We start from the raw sequence: 24761 nt of genomic DNA, 5'->3' as shown, positions 1-24761 counted from the left end.
TATGATGAAAAAAACTATGAGAATCTATTTGACCATTTTAATTGTATTTGCAAGCTTAGCTTCATATGCAACGGTAAGTTTACCACATTTCTTTTCCGATAATATGGTTTTACAACGCGACCGAGCTATTAAAATATGGGGAAAAGCTGATAAAAAAGAATCGGTTACCATTTCATTTAATGGTGTTGAAAAAGCAGTTGTTGCAGAAAAAGATGGGAATTGGTCGGTTGAGCTACCTGCCATGAAATTTGGTGGTCCGTTTGAAATGACTATCAGGGGTGAAGAAAATTCGATCGTATTAAAAAATATATTGATCGGTGATGTTTGGCTATGTAGTGGTCAATCTAATATGGAGTTTGGCTTGAATAGTGATTTAACTGCGGAAGAGGCGATTAAAAATTCAGATAATTCGAATATCCGGCTCATTACAATTCCTAAAAGCATTCAAACCAGTGAAAAGTATGATACTGATGAAACATCATGGTTAGTTTGCAGTCCATCAACATCACCACGTTTTTCGGCAGTTGGTTATTTTTTCGGTAAAAAACTACAGGAAGAACTTGAAGTTCCTATTGGATTAATTAACTCTTCATGGGGAGGAACTGATATTGAACCATGGACGAGCTGGGAGGCCTCCATGAATAACGAAGAATATGCAATATATAAAGGAAAATCGGTTGAAAAAGCAGCTGGTTTCACATCGGAAAATATAGATCGCTTTAAAGCTGCGATGATAAATGATCCAGCGATGGATAATAAATGGTACGATCCAGCTGTCAAAGTTAAAGGATGGGAAAAAATGGAAGTGCCAAAAGCCTGGGATGGAGATTTAGAGAAACAGGATGGAATTATTTGGTTTCGCAAGGAAATTGAATTGCCAGCCAATGCAGATGGCAAAGCTGGAATTATTCAACTTGGAGCAATTGATGACGAGGATATAACATGGGTTAATGGACAAAAAGTTGGTTCAATAGCATTGTGGATAGCCAACAGAAATTATGAAATCAAACCGGGAATCCTAAAGGCAGGTAAAAATATTATCATGGTTCGGATCAAGGATACTGGCTCAGTTGGAGGCATGTTTGGAAAACCTGAGCAGGTATATCTGGAAGTGGCTGGAACAAAATATCCTTTGGCAGGAGAATGGGATTATAAAGCTTCGGTATTGAGCTCAGACTATGGTTTTGAATCAATGGGGACTAGTCCAAATAGTTTCGCTACTTTGTTGTATAATGGTATGATTCATCCATTTGTCGGAATGGGAATTAGAGGAGTAATCTGGTATCAGGGAGAAAACAATTCGGGTGAGGCTTATCGTTATCGCAAGTTATTTCCAAATTTGATTAAAGACTGGAGAAAGCAATGGGGCTATGATTTTCCATTTTTATGGGTTCAGTTAGCAAGTTTTATGGCTTTGGATGACCAGCCAAAAGATAGCGAGTGGGCAGAGCTGCGCGAGGCTCAAAACATGACATTAAGTTTGCCTCATACAGGACAGGCAGTTATTACTGATATTGGTGAAGCATTTGATATTCACCCAAGAAATAAGAAAGATGTTGGGTTCCGCTTAGCGCATACGGCATTAAATGTAGCCTATGGGAAAGAAGTACTTCCTAATGGGCCGGTATTTGAAAAGATGGAGATGGAAGGAAATAAAATGATTTTATCCTTTTCAAGTGTGGGAGATGGTCTGGCCACAAAAGATAGCAGTAAGTATGGTTATGTCAAGGGGTTTGCCATTGCCGGAGAAGATCAAAAATTTGTTTGGGCGCAAGCCTACATCTCCGAAGATAAAGTTATCGTGTGGAGTGATCAGGTGAAAGATCCGGTTGCGGTTCGTTATGGTTGGGCAAACAATCCCATTGAAATAAACCTGGCTAACAGCGATGGTTTATTAGCTTCCCCTTTCCGAACTGATCAGTGGAAAGGTTTAACTGAAAGCAAGTAGTTTTTTTGTACAGTCGCCCGTTCTTTGCACGAGAGCGGGTGGCAAAATGTATTGGTAGTTTTTAGTGTTTCAAAAAAGAGTGATGAAAGACTGAATTTTCATACCAATCAATTTACTAATCTTTAAATCTTTTAGAATGAAGGCTATAACTCTGTTTGTTGTTCTGCTTCTCGGATGTTTTTGGGAAGCAAATGCACAGGAAGAAACGGTTGCTTTGGGAAACGATACGCTTTGGAACCTTCAGTGTTTCAAGGTAGAACCAGAAGTTATAAGTACTAAAACATCGCTGCTTTTTGTGCCTGGCGAAGAACTTGCAAAGGAAGATTTTGATACGATAGCTCGTTTCTTTACTGACAGAGGAATTGCAGTTTTTAAACTAGATAATCCGAGTGCTTCGAATGTTGAAAAGTCGGTTAAATACATTCGTGAAAATAGCAAAGAGTTGAATGTTGATCCTAATCATATTGGTGTAGTTGGTTACGGAGGAAAGCCATTTTTTGACAGATTGCCTGATTTGCCAGTTCATTTTGTGGTATCAGCCTTGCAAAAATTCGATGATGCACAGGGAGAGAAACTTGACTTTTCTGACACAATTCCGGTATTAATGATTGCAAATTCGGAGTGCCAAAGAGATATTAAGAATCTGAATGCGTTCTATTCGGTTTTGAATAAGCGAGGAAACGAGACAAGTTTTTTGTTTGTCGACACAGAGAAAACCGGCCCTGACACATCCGGTAGTAATATACATTTAAAAATGATATGCGATTGGCTTTCGGGTTATGGTGGATTGGAGCCTTTATTTGCAGAAAAAACTGAAGCACAAAAGAAAGCTGAAGATTGGGTGAATTTTCAAAAATATCTGGAGAATCTTTTGCATACCGACTGGGCATTGCGTCAACGGTTTGCTGAGGCAAATAAAAACTTAAAACAGCAATCGTTTCCACCAGACCGTATCGTTTTTATGGGAAACTCCATTACTGAGGGATGGATAAATGCCGATCCTGATTTTTTTAAGGAAACTCCATTTGTGAACCGTGGAATTGGAGGTCAAACTACTTCGCAGATGTTGGTGCGCTTTCGTAACGATGTGGTTGAGTTAAAGCCAAAAGCTGTCGTTATTTTGGCCGGAACCAACGATATTGCGGGGAATACAGGACCAATTTCACTTGAAGATATATTTGGAAATATAGCTTCAATGGCCGACTTGGCTCAAACGAACAATATCCAGGTATTTATCTGCTCGATTTTGCCTGCTTACGATTACCCTTGGAAGCCTGGACTGAATCCGGCTCCGAAAATTGCAAAACTGAATAAAATGCTAAAGACATATGCTGATGCTAATGACTGCATATTTGTGGATTATTATTCAGCAATGATTGATGAACGGCAGGGAATGAAGTCGGAATACTCGCAGGACGGTGTTCATCCGAATTTGGACGGATATAAAGTAATGGAGCCAATCTTGCAAAAAGCACTTAAGAATTTTAAAAAATAGATGTATAAAATAACATAGGAGGTTATGATGTATTGGAAGTTGCATAAGATAAATTCGGATGAAATAAAAAGATTATGATGAAAAAAATAACAATATCAATTGCATTTTGCTTTGTCATTTCTGCATTGTTCGCTCAGAACTATGTTGAAAATGGCGATTTTGAATATGGATTAAACGCCAACTGGACGCATCAGGTAGCTTCCGGTGGAACCGGTGAATTCAGCCTTAGTCAGGATGAATTCGTCATGGAAGGAAGTGTTGGTTTGAAAGTTCAGGTTCAGGAATCAACCTATTCTTATAAGGCGATTAAGTCAACCACAAGCTTTACGGCTGGTGCAGATTCGCTGTACTTGTTGCGATTCTGGGCTCGTGGTTATGAGCGTTCTGAAATTTATGTGGAAGTGGAAGGTAGTGAAACTCCAGGAGTATTATATGAGGTGCATTCAGGAAGGACTTTCTTTCATTTGCCATTTAAAACAGCCCCATACTCTGAGTTGAAAATCAATTTCTATTTTAAGGATGATAGAACGAGTTATCAGAACAAGCATCCGGAGCTGGCTAATGCGTTTAGCTCTAATAAAATGACCTATCATTTGGATGGTGTTGAGGTGTTGGATCAAGACAACAAGGAGAACATTGATGTACTGAATACATACATTTGGCAGCACAATCGAGTTGGTCAGGGATGGACAGCTGGTGACAACGACGTCTCTTGTTTGCTTCCTGACGGTCGAACTGTATGGTTTTTTAACGATTCTTTCTATGGAACAAACGATGCATCCAATAATCCACTATACGACGTTGGGCAGTTTGTGCGAAATGCCGTAGTTGTTCAGGAATTGGATGGAACTCTTAATACGATGCCTGCAAAAGAGCAATCCGGAGGTGGTGGGCAAACGGTATTTTTTGAGATTCCACAATCTGATATCATTTTGAATGATGATGGAAAGGTTAAAAACTGTTTTTGGGTTGGTGATGCGCTTGTTGAGAATGACATGTTGAAAGTCTATTTGATTGAGGTTTATGGTGAAGGACGATCCTATATTGGAAGATTTTCATATCCTGAACTGGAGTATTTGGGAACCGTTCAGCAACCATCAAGTTGTACCCGATATGAAACTTTTTTTGTGGAGGATCAAACGATTTATCTTTTTGATTGGGATGATATTGGCCTGTGGGAGCAGCGGAGTCATGTTGCTCGTACCTCACTTGGAAACATTGAGGGTAGTGAGCCCTGGGAGTATTGGAATGGAACTGAATGGGGGACAGATCCTGAAGAAGTCGCCTACATTAACGATATGAGGGCAGATGGTGTAATTCGCCTGGAAGAAGGCAATTATGTAATGACTACCATACCAAACATGAGCAGGCAGGTGCAGGTTTCATTTGCAGAAAATCCTATTGGTCCATGGACGGATCCGCAGACTGTTTATACGATGCCTGAAGATTCTGCATATTGGTTTTACATGCCGAATATTCATAATCAGCTTCCCAACGGTAACTATTCGATATCCTATTCTGTAAATGCAAATTATGATCTGTTTTTTGCTTTTGAATCGTTTGTGGATAAGTACTGGTATCGCCAGCGATATATCCAGGTTGAATTACTGGGGCTATCACCCTTTACTGAAAAGGAAGATTGTGCCGGGGTTTTGAATGGCAGCGCATATTTAGATGAATGTGACCATTGTGTGGGCGGTACAACAGGTTTGGAGCCTTGTGCTACTGGTATTGCAAAATTGTATTCAGATTGTGATTATACCGGGTCTATAATTGGTCTCAATGTTGGAGATTACTCGATAGCTGATTTGCAGGCTCTTGGTTTTTCAGATAATGAGCTTTCGTCTATAGAAGTGGAAGACGGTTATTTAGTGGAATTATTTGATGAAGATCAATTTAGTGGTGACAATTTGTTAATTAATTCATCTTTTGCTTGTTTGAGCGATGAGAATTTTGATAATAAGGCTACTTCGTTGATTGTACGCAGAAACAAAGAATCGGATTTGTCCGGAGTTTTTGCTATTCAGAACAAGCAAAGTGAATTGTACATGAGTGTGGCAAATAGCAGTAATGAGAACTATGCTGTAATTGATCAAAATAGCTATGAAGATGAATCGCAGGAGTTTGAATTTGAAGAACTTGGTAATGGATATTACAAAATTTCAAATGTGGCTAGTGGTTTGGCATTAAACGTTATAGAAGCCAGTGAAGATCCAAAAGCAAATATTGAGCAATGGGATGGATTGGAATTTGATTTAACGGATGTTGGTGGTTCAATTTCTGTACAATACGATGATTCGCCAGCTGCTGAAAAGATGGCTAATCTTATAGATAATAATAGCAATACAAAGTATCTGACTTTTAATAATCATGCGTGGATTCAGTTTCAGGCAACTACTCCTAAAGTGGTTAATGGCTATAGTTTAACCTCTGCAAACGATGCGGATACACGCGATCCTAAGAATTGGTCACTTCGTGGTTCCAATGATGGAGAAGAATGGGTATTACTTGACACCTTATCGAATATTGATTTTCCAACCAGGTTTGAGGAAAAGTACTTTAGCATAGAAAACTCAACTGCATATTCATATTACCGATTGGACATGGAGGCTGATTTTGGAGATGTGCTGCAGTTAGCAGAATGGAAGCTTTTTGTTACACCTGAGTCTGGTGAAGAGGTGACAAGCCAAGTGTTTTTTGTACAGGACGCAGGTGACGGATATTATCGAATCATTAATAAGAACAGTGATTTGTTGCTGGAAATTATTGATGGTGATAAAACTGAAGGAACCAAAGTTCGTCAGATGAATGACATTGGACAACCAGGAGCTTTGTGGAAATTAGTTGATCCCGACGACATTGCAACTTCAAACGGTTTTATTCAGGATGAATTAAAGCAGTCTGAAATAGTATTGTATCCAAATCCTGTAAAGAACACATTGAATTTGAAAGTGACTTCAGATTTGATAGGCGCAAAAGTGGTGGTATATAATCTAAATGGAATCTTGGTGTTTGCGGGGAATATCAATCAGTCATCAATTGATGTTAGTAAGCTGCAGACTGGATTTTACACAATTAAAGTATCTAATAATAGTGAGGTTTTTGTTTCATCATTCTTGAAGCAATAAATCATTTCTGACAGTTAGAGTAAAGGAAGTTGAATTTCAACTTCCTTTTTCTATGTTCTAAAATTGAATTTTTGAAGGTTTTAAATAGGAGGAAGTCATATAGAGACTCGTATGTATCGATATTCGCATCTAAAGATTAAACGAGAATACTAATATTCTAAATCAGATTACCCATATGCGAATGTCCTTTTTTTTATTTTGCGGGCATTGAATTTTACAAGATGATTTATTTATAAGCTAATTTTTGTGTATTTTCAAGACTGTAAAATGCAGATTTAATGAGATTAAGCTCTTTTCATATTTGTTTCCTTATTCTTGTTTTATTGATTCCATATTATGGAAATACAATGGATTCAAGATATGTTTTTAAGAGACTTAACAATGAAGATGGATTAACCCATAATACCATAAACGATATTACTCAGGAAGCTACTGGGATCATATGGATTGCAACGAAACAAGGGCTTAATAAGTACGATAGTTACAACATCCATACATACTATCAGGAAAATGCAGTTGGCATTCCTTCAAATTTTATTTCGTGTTTATTAATCACAAAAAACAACCGTTTGTTTGTGGGGACTGACCAAGGTTTAGTCGAGTACAACAGAAAGTTTGACAATTTTGAACCAATTACCATTGATGGGCAAATCCTTGGATCAATTACAACTATTACAGAAAGCAGTACTGGTCAAATTCTAATTGGAACGGCAACTGGAATCTTTTCTTTTTACCCAAATCACAATAAAGTTACCAAATTCGTCTCGCTTCAGAATGAATCCACTTTTTCGATTCATGAAATGAAAGACAGTGATTTTATGGTTACTTCCAATTCCGGGCTCTACCGTATTAATTCTGATGGCGTTTTACTGGAATACTTTAATACGCAAAACACGCCAACACTTACATCGAATAGAACGTCATGCATCTTTACCGATAGTAACGGCAATTGTTGGATCGGAACTGATAATAATGGATTACTCATATTCAATGAAGAGAAAAAAACATTTGAAAAAATTCCTTTATCGAATAAAAATTTGCCTGAAAGCAGAATCGTTCGCGATATAGAGGAAGATGCGCAAGGGAACATTTGGATCGCCAGTGAACAAGGGATTTTTATTATTAATCCTGAAACTGGCGCGAATACAAACATTCAGCACTCACTGGAGAAATCGGAATACAATTTAACTGATAATGCCGTTTATTGCCTTTATCGCAGTAAAGAAGATATTATGTGGATTGGCACCTATTTTGGTGGTGTTAATTACACCATACTTAGCAATCCGAAAGGATTTTTCAATATTCATCCGGGTGACGGCGAGAATGAGCTTCGTGGAAAGGCTGTGAATAAGCTTTTTAAAGATTCAAAAAATATTTTATGGATTGCTACTGAAGACGGTGGAGTTTGTACTTTCGATACGAAAACAAAAAATATCATTAAGTATTATCAGCATTCCGAAGGAAATTCTCTTAGTTCAAACAATGTCCATTCTATTTGTGAAGATAAAAATGGTAATATGTGGTTTGGTCATTTTATGACTGGTGTTGATATTTATAATCCAACAACCGGAACATTTAGAAACATTTCGATCGTTCCCACCATTAAATATAGCTTTTCTGAAAATTCTGTGTCCTTTATTTTTCAAGATTCAAAACAACAAATATGGGTAGGAACCCGACGGGGAGTTTATCTTTATGATTACGCAAGTGAAGAATTAGTTCCGTTTAAACAGGAAGTATTTGGTAATAACTTTTTATATGATATTATTGAAGATAGCCATGGATATATTTGGTTTTGCAGAAGGTATGGAGGTATATATCGCTACAATCCAAAAAACGATGAGGTCATAACCTATAATAAGAATAATGGGTTGTCGACAAACAAAATTATTGCATCAATTGAGGATAAAACTGGTAAAGTTTGGTTCGGAACGATTGATGGTGGTGTAAATATATATGATCCGGAGTCAGATTCTTTTAGCATACTGAATATGGATGATGGGTTGCCTAATAACACTATCTATGGAATTCTGGAAGCTGCAAATGGGGATATTTGGCTGAGCACAAATCAAGGTTTATCACTGTATGATTTCAAGGGAAAAACATTTAGAAATTATAATACAGAAGATGGATTAGCTCAAATGCAATTCAATTTTAGTTCCTATTTCAAGGATGACGATGGGACATTTTACTTTGGTCACATTAATGGGTTAACTTATTTTAAACCAAAATTAGTATCAGATAATACCTATAAACCAGAAGTACTTTTTACCGATTTAAAAGTTTCAAACGAGAGCGTTCCTATTACTAATAAGGGAATCTTAACATATCCAATCAACGATACAAAAGAAATCACACTAAGCTATTTACAAAAAGGATTTACTATCGACTTTGTAGCAGTTAACCACTTTTCTTCTGGGAATAATAAATTCTATTATTACATGGAAGGGTTTGAAAATGAGTGGAATGATATGGGTAATAAAACTAGTGCAACCTATACCAATTTGCTGCCGGGTAAATATACTTTTTGGTTGAAAGCTGAAAATAACGACGGCTTTGAAAGTGCAAATATCAAAAGCCTTGAAATCCGGATTCGTCCACCATTTTATTTATCCATTGTTGCGTTTATCTTGTATTCACTGTTGTTATTGGGACTATTTTTATTTTATCGCAAAATTACCATTGAGAAAGAAAAGGAAAAGGCGGCATTGGCACTGGAAAGAATGGAAAAGGAGAATATGAGGGAGTTAAATCAGCAAAGACTTAATTTTTATACTTACATTTCTCATGAATTCAAAACACCTCTTTCAATTATTATTTCCAGCATTGAGCAACTTTTTGAAGAAGTCGAGATTTCGGATAAATTAATAATAAAGTTTCAACGACTCAGTCGAAGTGCAAAGCGACTTTCTTTCCTTTTTAATCAGTTAATGGATTTCCGTAAAATTGAAACAAAACATGCAAAGTTGGTTTTGCAAAAAGGAGACATCATTAGTTTTATTCAAGAGACTTGTATGGTTTTCTCCCCACTTTTCGATCAATCACGGGTGAATTTTGAGTTCAGATCAAATCGTGATAATTATGACTATTGGTTTGATCCGGATAAGATTGAAAAGATTATTGCCAACTTAATTTCAAATGCCTTAAAAAATACTCCAATCCATGGACAGGTAGTTTGTGACACAAAAATATTTGAAGACTCGACTAGTGAAGAACAGAAAAAACTAAAGATTTGCATCTCGGATACAGGCCGGGGAATTTCGGAAGATGAAACAAATAATCTGTTTACTCCTTTTTTTGTTAACTATAATCGTTATGAACAAAAAAGTGGTTCTGGAATTGGACTGACGCTTGTGAAAAGTTTGGTTGAATATCTTCATGGAAACATAGCTGTGAAAAGCAAACTTGGTGAAGGCACAAAATTTACCATTGAATTGCCATTGACTTACGAAGGCATCTCAAATATTAAACTGGAAAACAGCAACGAGACAATATCCAGGAGTATTGATTTGGAAAGTATTGCTGATGTTGTGCATAAACCAATACAGATAAAAGATGAAAGTGCTGAGGAAAAGGAGTTTAAAGTGCTGATTGTTGAAGATACGATTGACCTTGCTGATATATTGGTCGAGCACTACTCAAAATCCTTTAATGTAAGCTGCGCACAAAATGGTATAGAAGCGCTCGAAATTGTAAAAGACGAAGAACCTGACATAATTATAAGCGATGTAATGATGCCGGAAATGGATGGTATCAAATTTTGTAAAAGTATTAAATCAGATGAGGCAACAAGCCACATTGCAGTAATATTATTGACTGCAAAAACTTCACACGAAGATAAAATTGAGGGGTTAAAAGCGGGGGCAGAGGCTTATATTGGAAAACCATTTGATTTGAACGAACTTGATTTACATGTTCGGAATTTTATTGAGATTCGTAAAAAATTGAAAGAAAGCGTTGTTACAGGAGGAGTTATCAATCTGGAAAAACTTAACTTTCAGGATAAAGACAAAAAATTTATTGAGAAGGTTTCTAAGATTATCAACGAGAACCTTGAAAGCGAAACTTTATCTACCGAAGAGCTGGCAAAACAGTTAGGAATGAGTAAAACGTTAGTTTACCTGAAATTTAAGAAATTACTTAATATGTCAGGATCCGACTATATCCAATCATTACGTTTCAAAAAGGCGATTGAATTGATGGCAGATTCCAACCGAAATATTTCAGAAATTGCTTACGAAGTTGGTTTCTCAGATCCAAACTATTTTAGTAAGGTATTTAAGAAAGTTTATAAAAAAACTCCTACCTCATACCGAAAGGAACTGCTTATAAAATCAAGTGGTCTGAGTAAAAACTAGTTTTAAGCTGTCCTGAACGATTTTCCTCTTTTTATAAATCAAATTCCAGCCTAATCGCTTCTGTTTTTCTGAACCTTGCAGCATAAAACTAATTTAGCTATGCGAAGGTTTGCCTATAAATTTATAGTAATAATATTACTTTTTTCACTTGTTTCTCCGGGACTAAAAAGCCAGTCTTTAAATCACCTCGTTTCAACATTGTTTGAAAATGCAATTGACAGCATTGAGCCTCCACTCCCAATCATCAAACCATTATTTAATTATCATTTGCGTGATGTTGCCGTGTGTAAAGGACCGAGCCGGAAATACTATTTGACCGGAACAACAGATGATAACTGGGGAGTAGCAGAAGGTATTCGTGTATGGGAAACTTCAGATCTTGAAAACTGGACGTTGATGGGTGATGAAGGCTTTGTTTGGACGTTCGATAAAGATGCCAGTAACGATGCTCAGCGAGAGATAAAAGTAAATAAAGGTAGGTTGATTAGAGGTATCTGGGCGCCCGAAATTCACTACCTCAATAACAACTTTTGGATCACTTATTCTGTGAGTGGTGGATATGGTTCCGGGTTGCTGGTTAGCACAAGCGGGAAACCAGAAGGCCCCTATGAAGATGTAAAAAAAGATGGTGCCATGGTGAAAGGCATTGATGCAACACTTTTTAAGGATGTTGATGGTACCGTTTGGTATATCTGGGGGCCGGGTAATATGAAAAAGTTGAAACCCGATATGATGGGGTTCGCCGATGATAAGCTACCTGTTTTTCCAAAAGATGCAAATGGGAAGGAAGTCGGTTATGAAGGTGTGAATATGTATTTCAAAAATGGCATCTATTATTTAATGGCTGCCGAATGGAACTGCGAAAGTCCTAAAAAAGGTCACGTTTTTGGAAATACAGATGATAACAGGCGAACAGCAGATGGACGATACGATTGTATGATTGCCATGGCTGATAATATTACAGGCCCTTATTCGCCAGCATATATTGCCATTCCGCACGGTGGACACAACAACATATTTGATGATTTTGATGGAAATATCTGGGCTACCATGTTTGGAAATGATGAAGCAGCAGCACAGTTCCGTGAAAATCCGGCGATAGTTCAAATGAAACTGGACAATCATAAGCGATTAGTTCCTGTTATTCCTTATTCGTCAGAGGCTACAGAAGAGATGGAAGTTGTTTATGTTTCGGAAACAGGGACTAACTCTGACGGAAAGTCATGGGAAACAGCTTTTAATAAACTGCAAACTGCGGTTGATGCCGCTAAGCCTGAAACACAAATTTGGGTTTCAGAAGGGCAATATGATAATGAATTAAATATTGAAGGAAAGACAGCGCTGTATATTTATGGCGGGTTTGATGGTTCAGAGAAGTTTCTTGAAGAAAGGGAGGAAATATTAAAAACAGAAATAAACGGTGAAAAGAAAACTCCACACATTTTAACTATTCAAAACTCAGCGTATATACGTATTGATGGGATAACGATTACTGGCGGTGAAAATGGAGGGGAGATTGCCAATGGCAGTGGAGCTGGAGTTTGGATTGAAGGGGGTGGGGAGTCCATCCGTTTTGTCAATTGTACAATATCTGACAATTACGCTTCAAAAGATGGTGCTGGAATATACATCGCCAATGGGGCGAGTCCGTTATTTGTAGGTTGCGAAATAACCAACAATGAAGCACATTTAAATGGTGGAGCCATTTATGCCAATTGCAACGCTGATAATGGATATCACTCCCGTTTTTATAATTGTAACATCAGTAATAACAAAGCTCAGGCTAATGGTGGTATTGCCTGGTTTGAAACTGACCAAAAACAGACAGGCACATTGCGCTTTATAAATTGTCTGCTGAATAATAATTTCTCCTTACTTGAAGGAGGTAACATTGTTATGAACGGTGGAGCTACTTTGTTGATGAGCCATTGTACAGTGGTTAATAACAAAGGAATGTCCAAAGGGGCTGCTATTGCTCAACTCGGACGTGTACCTGCCCAAAACCGCATCATTAACTGCATCTTTTCTAAAAATTACGGGGCTTCACTATTTGTTGCTGATGCCTATTCTGGCACTGATCCAACTTCTGCGCGCAAACAACAATGGACTGAGATTCAGAATTGTGTTTTTTATGAAAATCAAACCCTGAGTTTATGCACATATTCATACAAAGCTGAGCGCTTTAAAACTATCCAGCAATTAAATGCCACAGAATGGGCAGTAGACAATGTTGATGGCGATCTTCAATTTGTAGATGCAAAGAATAACTGTTTCGCTCTCGGAAAAGGTTCTTCTGCGATAGGTGCCGGAACCTTAAAAAACGCATTCCCGATAGATGCAATTGGCGAAAAAAGATTTGAAAATTTTGATACAACAAAGGCAGATATTGATGCGGGGTGCTACATGTTTCTGAATAACTCTAACAACCAATAGAAATAAGAGTGTGATTCATATTCCAGTTTTTATGAATCAGTTTCAAGATAGTATGGAATTCAAATAGTTACAATTGTAATAACCAAATTATTCAAGCTTATGAAAAAACTTAGATTGTTACTTCAAATGTTATTTATCATTCCAGTGACATTATTCGCACAGACTAGTACGATCACTGGTGTGGTGAAAAGTGATGCAGGTGATGTGTTGCCTGGTGTTACAATTCAAATTCAAGGAACCACACAGGGGACCATTACCGATTTTGATGGTAAATATTCAATTTCGGCTCCTGCAAATGGGAATTTAGTTTTCAGTTTTATAGGATATACAGCTCAGACAATACCAATTGCCGGAAAAACAACAATTGATGTTACTTTGGCAACAGATGTTGTAGGTTTGGGAGAAGTGGTGGCCATTGGTTATGGTACCGTTCGAAAGAGTGATTTAACTGGTTCAGTATCCTCCGTCAAGGCGGAAGAGTTAAATCCGGGAGCCAATGCTTCTGTTGAACAAGCTTTGCAGGGCCGTGTTGCCGGGGTTCAAATTTCACAAAAATCGAATGAGCCCGGAGGAGGATTAAGTATAAGTATTCGTGGTTCCGGTTCTATTCAGGCTGGAAACGATCCGTTATATGTTGTTGATGGTGTAATTGTTAACAATGGTAGTGTTGCTGGTACTGGTGGTGTCGGTTTTACAGGCAACAATAATCCAAGGAACCCATTGAATTCACTAAACCCAAATGATATTGAATCACTGGAAGTGTTAAAAGATGCTTCTGCAACTGCAATTTATGGTTCAAGGGGATCCAACGGTGTTGTTATTATTACCACAAAAAAAGGGAAAAAAGGTAAACTGAAAGTTTCCTATGATGGATATTACGGTGTGCAACAGGCAGCCGAAATGCTGGATGTATTATCTCCAACAGAATATCGTGATGTTTTAAATTCAATTATTGATCAGGGGGGTGGTGATCCACTGCAACGAATTGAATCAATAGAAGGAGATGGAACCGATTGGCAGAGTTTGATTTACAGAAAAGCGGCTATTCAAAATCACAATGTTGCTTTTTCAGGTGGTAGTGATAACCTGACTTATTTTACATCATTAAACTACTACGATCAGGAAGGTTTGGTTGACGGTTCAGGAATGAAAAGGTATAATACCCGTATTAATTTGGCATATGATGAAAGCCAGAAATTAAGGGCAGGAGTAAATTTGAATGCCTCATATATTTTTGATGATTTTGCTTCAACAGGTACTGGGATTAATGAGAATGGTGGAGCCATTTATACTGCTGTCAACTATGATCCGGTAATTGCCCCTTATGATGCAAATGGAGACTATCAACGTTCCAATTTCTTTGTTGGTGATAATCCGTTGACGATTTTAGCTGGTGAGGATGCTTTTGCTGAAACATTCCGATTCTTTGGAAATACCTACCTGGAGTATTTCATTATTCCGGAATTGTCTGCACAGGTAAAAGTTGCGGGTGATGTACAAGATGTTAGAAGGGATATTTTTATTCAACCTTTTACATTGGCGGGCACAGGTACGGGTGGTATTGCAACCATCAATACTGGAAGAAAGGATTATGTTTCGGCAGAAGGTATGTTAAATTTTAATAAGAGTTTTGACGACCACAGTTTCTCTGGCGTTGTAGGTGCCACTTATGAGTATTTTCAAACCAAAAGTTTTGGTGCTGATGCACGGGGTTATGCACTTCCTGATTTGGGAACTAATGCGATTGGATCTGGTGATCCGTTATTGAACGGTGTTGGCAGTGGACGAACTCAGGCAAAATTTATTTCTTATTTGGCTCGGGTAAACTATTCGCTCATGGACAAATACCTGATTACTGCTTCTATTCGGGCAGACGGTTCGTCAAGGTTTGGACAGAATAACAAATTTGGTTATTTCCCTTCTGCGGCAGTTGCATGGAAAATGCATAAAGAAAGCTTTATGGCTGACAAGGAGTGGTTAACCACTCTAAAACCAAGGGTTAGTATTGGTAGTACCGGTAATGCAAATATTGGTAATTCTCTGGCGTTTCAAACGTTTTCAACCGGTGCTCAAATGTTATTTGGAAATGCTTATTACAGCACTATCCATCCGTCACGAATCGCAAATCCAAATTTAACATGGGAAAGAGCTGTTCAGTATGATATTGGTTTTGATTTTGGAGTATTAGACAATAGGGTAACAGGTTCTTTCGACTATTTTAACAAGGAAACAACTGATTTGCTAGTCAATATTCCCCAACCTTTGAATACAGGTTTTGGCGGTCAGGTACAGAACTTAGGTGGAGTTCGCAACCAGGGATTAGAGCTTTCTTTAAGCTGGGATGTCATACGATCCGGAAATGTTGATTGGAATCTTTCGGGAAATATTTCAACATTGAAGAACGAAGTTTTAAATATTGGTGATCGTGGAGATATCATTCGTGGTGCAATGTCTCAGATACCTGACTTCTCAATTATCACTCCTGGTGAGGCGTTGGATTCGTATTATGGCTACATTGTTGATGGTATCTGGCAGACGGGTGATGATTTTAGTGTGACAAATAATAATGTCAGCCCTGGAGATATTAAATTCAGGGATATAAATGACGACAAAACAATTAATGCTGATGACCGAACGATTATCGGTAAACCAATACCCGATTTAACCTGGGGATTAACCAGTAACCTTAAAGTGAAAGACTTTACTTTGGATATTGTTATGCAGGGTGTTCAGGGAGTTGATAAGCTTAACGCTAATTTGGCTAATTCAATGTTCCCAAATAACTTCAGGCAAAACAGAATTGCAGAGCCGCTTCTGGAAAGATGGACCCCGGAAAATCCAACCAATAAGTATCCTTCTTTTGTGAACCCGCTTGCTTCCGGTGGAACTTCTGCTTTAGTAAGTTCCTTAACCGTAGAAGATGCTTCATATATAAGATTACAATCAGTTAGGTTAGGATACAATGTGCCTGTTAATGATTTGAAGATGTTCAGTAAATTATCACTCTACGTGACCGCCCAGAACTTGTTTACAATTACAAATTACCTGGGAACTGATCCAGCAGCAAATGCCAGTGGAAGTAATACTGCAGCAATTGATTTTAATGCATACCCTCTTCCTCGTACCTATATGGTTGGTTTAAATATCGAATTTTAAAAAATAGCTAATATGAAAAATAAAACATTCAAACATATATTTGGGATATTGCTTCTATTGTTGGCAACAATTTCTTGCGAAGACAAACTGGATTTATCCCCTGTTGATGAGTTTGCCCCTGAAAATGCACTGCAGACAAAAGCCGGTATTGAAGCCTTACTGTTTTCTGCATACAATGGATATAGTCTGGGATCTCCGATACGAACTGAAATCTTAATCAATGAAGTAACTACAGATGTTGGTCGCGTACGAATAGGTGCTGTTGAGAGGGAAATGAAGCCGTTTATGGATTTCAACTGGACTTCCTCAACTAACCATATAGAAGGATTATTTTGGGGCGGGAGATATTCAGCAATTAGAGATGCAAATACATTGCTGGACAATATTGAAAACTCCGATGTAGAAGAGTCTTTCAAAAAAATGGTCATTGCAGAAGCCCGATACATTAGAGCATTTGAATATGCTTATATGTACAAATATTTTGGACCGGTTCCACTCAGGATCACTACTGATTTAACGGTTCAACCAAAAGAACTTGGACTTCCAACCGAGGAAGAATTTCGAACCTTTGTTGAAACCGAGTTAACCGAAGCTGCTGCAGATTTATTGGATCCAACAGCACAAACGCAAGTGTCAAGAGCAACAAAAGGTATGGCTTACGCTGCGCTTACAAAATTTCTGATGAACACGAAGCAATGGAGTAAAGTCGTAAGTGCTACTCAATCACTAATGAGTCTTAATTATTATGAGCTTTTTCCAAGTTACAGGGCGACCTTTTTTATTGAGAACGAGCCGCAAAATAACCCGGCAAACAAGGAAATAATAGTAACGTGGTCACTAACCAATGAGGGCGGTTATAACAACGATTATCAAAACGGTGCTTTTCCTCCCGGATTCAGAAGAACAGACAACGTTCCTGAATTTGAATGGACCACAAGTATGGCTAACTGGCCTACACAATTTAGTTTGCGAGACGAGTTTGTAGATTCCTTTGATCCAAATGATGACCGGAAAAACGCAATTGTGGAAACTTATTACAATGCAGGTGGAAATCTCGTAAATTTAAGAACAGCAAACACCGATAATAGCCGGGCACTTAAGTTTTTTGATAATAATCAGACTGGAAATTTCAGTGGTGCAGATGTCCCATACATTCGTTATGCTGATATTCTGTTATGCAGAGCTGAAGCATTAAATGAAGTGAACGGACCAACACAGGAAGCGGTTGATTTAGTGAACATGGTGAGAACCAGAGCTGGAGTTGCTACCTATACTTTAGCTGACGTGGGAAGTAAAGATTCGTTTAGAGATATGATCCTGATGGAGCGCGGATGGGAACTATTTGGTGAAGGAAAACGCCGGGAAGACCTGATTCGTCATGGGAAATTCCTTCAGTATGCTGAAAACAGGGGATTGACAACATCGGCTAAGCAAGTTTATTTCCCGTATCCATTGGCAGAGGTGGATGCAAACCCTGCGCTTGATCAGAGAGAAGGCTATTAATATTTCTGAATTGTTTAGTTATTAAGGGTTGCATTGGTGAACTTCGGGTGCAACCCTTTCTTTTCAATTTTTCTCTTTTGTGTATCCGTTAAGCGGTTCCAAACCGCTAACAAGGATATCAAAAAATCAAATACAATGAATTTTATGAAAACAGTTTTAGAGAGGACCTTGATGATTTGCTTGATATTGACTTCGTTATCGACGGAAGCACAGGAGATCGGAGTCAATTTTAATGAATCCTTGTTTCATGCCGAAGATGTTGCAAAACTGGGTATAACCAAAACCATCTGGGTTCGAGGTTTTTTTGACTTTTTTCAGTATTACGAAAACCAGGATAGATTGACGGATATTGATGATCAGCTGGAAGACTTTCTACTCTTAAAAAGCGCTGGATATAAAACAATTCTGAGTATTAAATGGAATTTTCATAACAAATCGTATCCAGATACCACAAGTGCCGAAATTGCTGCTTATAATGAATTTCTTCAGCACTTTTTGGATCGTGTTTGGGAAAAAATCAACATTGTTGTGGTTGGTAACGAGCCATTCATTGAATCGATGAATAATGAGGAACGAAATACAAAATTGCCTCTGTTTTACCAATACATGTGTAACAGGGTACACGATTACAGAAGCGGGAAAGAGGAAATTCCGATATATTTTGGCGCGTTTAATCGTTTATATGATAACTATCGCGATACCGAAGGTGTTCTTAAAATGCTGGAATTTGTAAAAGAAAAATCGTGGGTAGAAGGAATTGATTTACACATTCATCATAAAACGAACGACGAAATCGTTTCAATGTATAGTTATGCCGATGCCAGAATTAGGGACGATCAGAAAATTTTGCTCACTGAATTTTCAATAGTTTTTTGGTGGCAGGATTATATCAGAGATCCGATTCCGTCCGAATTTGCTTCGAAGTATGGCTATTCAGCTGATATGTTGGTGCATCAGTATATTTACCTTGCATTGAACGATCGGCGTCCAAAAGAAGAATGGGATGACTTCCTGAGCATGAGCCCATGGTTTGAGCAAAGGAAACACTATCTGTGGGAAGTTTATGAGCTTTTGTCACAGTACGAATCTTTCAATGTTGCTACTTATTCGTACCAGATTAGCTGGGGCACAAATTTCGACGGAAATTCAGTTCCCTGGTTGCTTAATAATTTAATTGCAGCAGTTACAATTAAGGATGATCCTGAAACAGGAGAGAAGCAGTTTAATTATGCTTTCATCGATGATTTCTTCAAAATTCAGGAACAAACTGCTCAAGAGGAAGAAACACCGTTACCGCCGGACCCGACAAAGATTTTTATGGAGTTTGGCTTTGATGAGAACCTTGCAGATGCTTCGCCTGAAGATGTCGAATTCAACCTTATCAAGGGAACAGAGTCTTATACTGATGGGAAATTTGGGAAAGCATTAAGTTTTAACAATACCGCTTTTGTTACTGCGCAAGATGCTTTAATAAATGTAGGATCAGAAAACAGTACACTTGGAGTATGGGTGAAAATGGATCAGTCGACCAGCGTTGCCAATGCTGGGATGACCATACTGCACCAAAAAGATCCTGCAGGTGGCACTCCTCCCGGTAGGATTATGATGGAAATATTGGATGGAGATATGCCAGCGTCATTCGAAAGTGGTATTAGGGCTCAAAGTTTTGATGTTATTGAGCCGGGAATTTGGTACCATATAGCTATTGTTCACGATGCTGAAAAAGGAATTAAGAGTATATATGTAGATGGAGAGTTAAAAGGAATCTCAGCTTTTGGTACAGAACAATCGTTAGGACCATTTGTAATGGGTGCTTTTAAAACGGAGGAGAGGGCTTATCTTTATGGGAGCTTAGACGAACTCTTTTGGACGCGGGAAGTACTTGGTCCAAAACAAATCAAGGCAATCATGAGTAATGGCATTGCCAATAGTTTTGGGGGGCAGGAAACGGCTGTTTCTACCATTTTACATAAATCAGACTTTAAGCTTTTTTATCCTAATCCTGCAGTAAAAAGTATTAAGTTTACTGGGGAGGTGCTGGAACAAAAAGGACAATTTCAATTATTCGACATAAATGGTACGGCAGTAACAAGCCTGCAACCTGTTCGTACAGGTGAGATAAAACTTGAAAACCTTTCAACCGGAATGTATTTTATGAAGATAATAGCTGAAAAAAGCGCTTATTCAGATAGATTAATTTTGACAAACTAACTGAGTTCTGCTGAGGGAAAGTATCTAATTAAAAGGATGCAATCCTCTTTGTTCTATACGATTAATTGAAAGATCATTTTACATAATTCTAAAACCTATGCTATGAAACCATTAAAACTTATTTCGATTTTTCTGTTTTTGTTGTTTTATGTTCCTCTAACTGGCCACGGACAGTCACGAAATGACTTAAATGTGCTTAAGATTGATTTTGCCAACTCCAAAAAAGTTTCTCCAATTGAGTATGGTTGGCACTATGAGGAAATTGGCATGATTGGAGAAGGTGGTCTTTTTGCAGAGATGGTTCGTAACCGGGCTTTCGAGGAAGCAAACCCGCCAAGAGGTTTGGAAGTTGAAAACGGTTATTATGCCAATGTTCCAAATCCAACTGAAAATCCCAGAAAAAAAGCTTACTTGATAGATCCGCTAGTGGGATGGAGCAAATTCCCTGAAAATAACAAAGACATTGAGCTTGCTGTTGTTGATACCAATCCGCTAAATGAATTTAATCCTCATTCTTTGCAAATCGAATTAGGCGGAGGTACTACTGGTACTTCCGGTGTTGTAAATAACGGTTTCTTTGGGATGTATTTTAAACAAGGCAATTTGTATAAGCTATCGTTTTATTCAAGGGGAGAGGAATTTGATGGAAGCTTAAATGTATTTTTGTGCGATTCAACAGGCGAGAAGATTTCAAATGTATTTGAAGTTAAAAGCTTGACAGGTGAATGGGATAAATATTCAGCTGTTTTCGAAGCTAAAAAATCAACCGATACAGGAATCCTGTATTTCGAGCCTAAGGGTACCGGCAAACTGTTTTTGGATGTTGTCTCAATGTTTCCTGGTGACACTTGGGATGATGGTAAGTCTGTATTCAGGGCTGACATAATGAGAAACCTGATTGATTATGCGCCTGATTTTCTTCGTTTCCCCGGAGGCTGCTTGGTTCATGGGGTAAATGTTGAAACCATGTATCGTTGGAAAGAAACCGTTGGAGATATTGCGGAACGGCCTGGAGCTTGGTCAAAGTGGTCTCCAAATTATCGAACTGACGGATTAGGGTACCACGAATTTTATGAGTTGTGCGAATACCTGAATTGCGATGCAATGTATGTAGCTCCAGCAGGCTTGGCCTGTTCTTTTTGGTTGTTTAAGGCTGATGAAAAAGACGAGTATCTTCATTTTGATGTTGATGTTCAGGACTATATACAGGATGCGTTGGACGCCATTGAATATGCGATTGGCCCGGTTGATTCGGAGTGGGGAAGTAAACGCGCAGCAAATGGACACCCAAAGCCATTTCCGTTAAAATATATTTCAGTTGGTAATGAAGATTTTGGCCCAACCTATTATCGTAATTATGATGCATTTTATCGTGCTGTCAAAATGAAATATCCACAGTTGAAAATTATTGCAAACAGCATGGTTGGAGAAAGTAAAGATGCAGATATGAAGAGGGAACGGATTCCTGAGTTTGTTGATCCTTCAACCATTGATATTTTTGATGAGCACTACTACAAAGATGTTCCCTGGGTGATTGAAAACTATTACAAGTTTGATCAATATCAACGCCCGGGACCAGATATGTTTATTGGCGAATTGGGAATCAGGGGAAGGCATCCTCTTGATGTGTTAGGGGAGGCCGTTTTTATGACAACAATGGAACGCAATGCCGACCTAAATCCAATGATGGCTGATCGTCCGCTAATGCGTAATTGGGATTTTGTGGGAGGCAGAGGTAACCCACTGTTTTTCCATACGAACTCAACAAGTTTTAAGACTTTTAATTATTACATGTCCAAGCTTTTTCGAGATAATAAGATAGATATTTGGTATGAATCGAAAAACCTGATAGGTGAAAGCGAAAAAAAACTAGATGAGAACTATTTGTTCTCTTCTGCTGGATTTGATTCACAAACGAATGAAGTTGTGATAAAAGTTGTGAACTTACAGGAGAAAAGTATTTCATCGAAGCTTAAGATTGGAGATGAAAGCAAAACTATTGATGCAACGATAACAATACTGAGCAGTGATGGATTAGTGAAAAATACCCCGGAACGTCCTTATGCTGAGTATCTGCATGTCGAGGATGCTCAATTAAACCTTCAGGGTGAGCACGTTTTTCAACCGAAATCGCTGACCGTTATTCGATTTAAGTCTCTGTAGAACTTGTTTAAAGGAATTATTTGATTTGAAAATCATTAATTTTCAAGAATTGGAGCGTTGAAACAGATGAAGAGTAAAACAAAGAATATAATTATTCAATCGATATTTTATGTCGTTTTTATATCTCTTTTTACCTTGCTTGTGATTAGTATATTCTTCTTATTCTAAACTTATCAATTATGAAATCTTTAAAAATATTCGTTCTGATATTTTGCCTGTTTACTATAAATTCTGCTGTTGGGCAGGTTCGTATAACAGTAAATGCCGACAAAAAGGATCAACCTATATCTCGAAATTTATTTGGATTGTTTACAGAACATCTGGGCCGCAATGTGTATCAGGGAGCATGGGCGCAGGTAGTAGAAAATCCTGAGTTTGTTGCAGCGAGCTATTGGCCGGTTAGGGACTATGGAAACAGGATGGAAAGAAACCTGCGACAATTCCAAAAAAACTTTAATCTTACTTCTTTAATTGATGATTCGGAGAATGGATTTGCGGCATTTTGGGCTTCATCCGGAAATATAAAAGGAAGATTGTTAAGCGAAGGTATTCTCGACTTTCAGCAGGTAAAAACGGGGAATGAGAAAGGTTATATTCAGACTGGTGTATTTCTTCCTATTCATCGAACTGCAGGATATGAAGTGACATTAAAAGCACGTTCAGAAAATCAAACGGAAGTTGTTTTGCAAATTTTAGATCTCAATGAAACCTTATTAGGGGAAACCACTTTTGAATTGACCCCTGCTTGGCAATCAATAAAAAGTAAAATCAATCTTAGCTTAGCTGCTCACCAAATGGGCGATCCTTATTTAATGCGTTTGGTTGTTAAACCAAATTCAGTTACTGAATTTTCCAGAATATTGAGTTTCCCGGATGATCATATTGATGGCTGGGAGCCTGAGCTGGTAGCATTACTAAAAAGCATGAAGCTTCCTTTGCTTCGTTTTCCTGGTGGTAATTTTGTAAGTGGCTATCATTGGATCGATGGCGTTGGGCCGATTGATCAGCGACCGGTACTTCCAAATCCTGCCTGGCATGGAATGGAGTGGAATCATGTTGGAACGGATGAATGGATTAACTTATGTAGATTGATAGGAGCAGAACCCATGATTTGCGTAAATGCTGGCAATGGAACTGCTGAGGAGGGCGCAAATTGGGTGAAATATTGTAATGATCCGGCCAGCACTCCGATGGGGAAATTGAGAGCTGGAAATGGACACAAAGAACCTTTTAACGTAAAAATATGGGAAGTAGGTAATGAACTTTGTGGTGATTGGCAGATTGGTTTCACTGATGGAGATGATTATGCAAGACGCTATGCAATGTTTGCCCCAGAGCTCCTGAAAGCAGATTCGAGTATTTCATTAATTGCAAATGGATTGATCAAGGTGTTGGAGAAATCTGAATTAATCACCCGGGGAATTGATCCGAATTGGAATTATAAACTGATGGAATATAATGGAGATTTGGTGAGGTCAGTTTCGGTTCATTCATTGGTTGGAAGAGCAATCGATGAAAATGCTGATCCTGTTGAAGGGTGGAAAGATTTAGTGGCGTTTGTGGACAATTACCCGGATTTTTTGCATGAATTGGTTGTTGAGCCGATGCAGAAGGCGAATGTGGAACCTAAAATTGCTATTACAGAGCTAATGGATTGGCCACAGCCGCCTTCAGTGGGTAATGTCACCAGTATCAGCGGAGCATTGTGGTATTCGGGAATTATTAATACCTGCATTCGAAGTGAAGGACTTGTCGAATTGGTAACCCGATCTGCACTGATGAACCATGGTGGTGGATTAAGGAAAGATCGTGGCTTAATTTATACCCAGCCTGTGTATTGGAGTCAATTTATGTATTCAAGCCAGCCCGGAACCATTCCGTTAAGCGTGGAGACGATGGCGCCAACATTTAACAGTTCAGGGGAATATGTTATCAAGGGAGAGAACATTCCGGTGGTTGATGCAGTTGCTCTTCTGGATGAAGTTGGGAATTCCACTTCAGTTTTTATCTGTAATCGGGATGCGAACACATCACAAGAAATAAATCTGGTGATTGATGGGTTTGTAGCCAAAAAAGATGCAGAGCTTGTGATGATACAAAGTAGCAATCTAGCCCTTAGGAATAGCTGGGAAGAACCTGAGAATGTTTCTCCTGTATTCGATAAAATTTCAGTGAAAGGAAATAGGATCAATTATACAATTCCTCCATTGGCGTTGGTTCGAATTATACTTGAAGTTGACTAATCCTTGAATAAAAATCAGGATTATTAATTAGATAATGCAAAAGGATGAGGCTGTCTCAAAAGAGATGGCCTCTTTTTATTTTCAGCGAAGAGTGGGAAAAAGATTGAAAGTTATCAATCTTCG

10 protein-coding genes are annotated in these 24761 nt (G+C 38.2%); all 10 read left to right on the top strand.

What is annotated here, in order from left to right:
- The first annotated feature begins 16 nt into the window (after nt 1-16).
- The 10 genes from ACUNWD_RS16995 (at nt 17) to ACUNWD_RS16950 (ending at nt 24638) form a co-directional block, all read left to right on the top strand.
- Nucleotides 17-1948 carry a sialate O-acetylesterase gene (locus ACUNWD_RS16995; protein ID WP_445589044.1) on the top strand — a complete coding sequence of 644 codons (1932 nt, stop codon included), beginning with the start codon at nt 17-19 and terminating at the stop codon, nt 1946-1948.
- Between the two features lie 136 nt (nt 1949-2084).
- A complete protein-coding gene (locus ACUNWD_RS16990) occupies nt 2085-3443 on the top strand; it encodes a GDSL-type esterase/lipase family protein (protein WP_445589043.1) in 1359 nt (452 codons plus the stop codon).
- Between the two features lie 74 nt (nt 3444-3517).
- Entirely contained in the window at nt 3518-6571 is a 3054-nt protein-coding gene (locus ACUNWD_RS16985; RefSeq protein ID WP_445589042.1) for an RICIN domain-containing protein, read from the top strand.
- 278 nt (nt 6572-6849) lie between these two features.
- A complete protein-coding gene (locus ACUNWD_RS16980; RefSeq protein ID WP_445589041.1) occupies nt 6850-10929 on the top strand; it encodes a two-component regulator propeller domain-containing protein in 4080 nt (1359 codons plus the stop codon).
- A gap of 99 nt (nt 10930-11028) precedes the next feature.
- A complete protein-coding gene (locus tag ACUNWD_RS16975; protein ID WP_445589040.1) occupies nt 11029-13362 on the top strand; it encodes a family 43 glycosylhydrolase in 2334 nt (777 codons plus the stop codon).
- A gap of 99 nt (nt 13363-13461) precedes the next feature.
- The gene (locus ACUNWD_RS16970; RefSeq protein WP_445589039.1) at nt 13462-16518 is read left to right on the top strand and encodes a SusC/RagA family TonB-linked outer membrane protein; all 3057 of its coding nucleotides are present in this window, start codon (nt 13462-13464) and stop codon (nt 16516-16518) included.
- Between the two features lie 12 nt (nt 16519-16530).
- Nucleotides 16531-18021 (top strand): RagB/SusD family nutrient uptake outer membrane protein, encoded by a 1491-nt coding sequence (locus tag ACUNWD_RS16965; protein ID WP_445589038.1) that lies wholly within the window; start codon nt 16531-16533, stop codon nt 18019-18021.
- A 144-nt stretch (nt 18022-18165) separates the two neighbouring features.
- Nucleotides 18166-20232 carry a LamG-like jellyroll fold domain-containing protein gene (locus tag ACUNWD_RS16960; protein ID WP_445589037.1) on the top strand — a complete coding sequence of 689 codons (2067 nt, stop codon included), beginning with the start codon at nt 18166-18168 and terminating at the stop codon, nt 20230-20232.
- Nucleotides 20233-20334: 102 nt separating this feature from the next.
- The gene (locus ACUNWD_RS16955) at nt 20335-22395 is read left to right on the top strand and encodes an alpha-L-arabinofuranosidase C-terminal domain-containing protein (protein WP_445589036.1); all 2061 of its coding nucleotides are present in this window, start codon (nt 20335-20337) and stop codon (nt 22393-22395) included.
- 179 nt (nt 22396-22574) lie between these two features.
- Nucleotides 22575-24638 (top strand): alpha-L-arabinofuranosidase C-terminal domain-containing protein, encoded by a 2064-nt coding sequence (locus ACUNWD_RS16950; RefSeq protein WP_445589035.1) that lies wholly within the window; start codon nt 22575-22577, stop codon nt 24636-24638.
- Nucleotides 24639-24761: the final 123 nt, after the last annotated feature.

This window comes from Sunxiuqinia sp. A32 (assembly GCF_052690465.1).
This window is presented reverse-complemented; position numbering and strand designations above follow the sequence as displayed.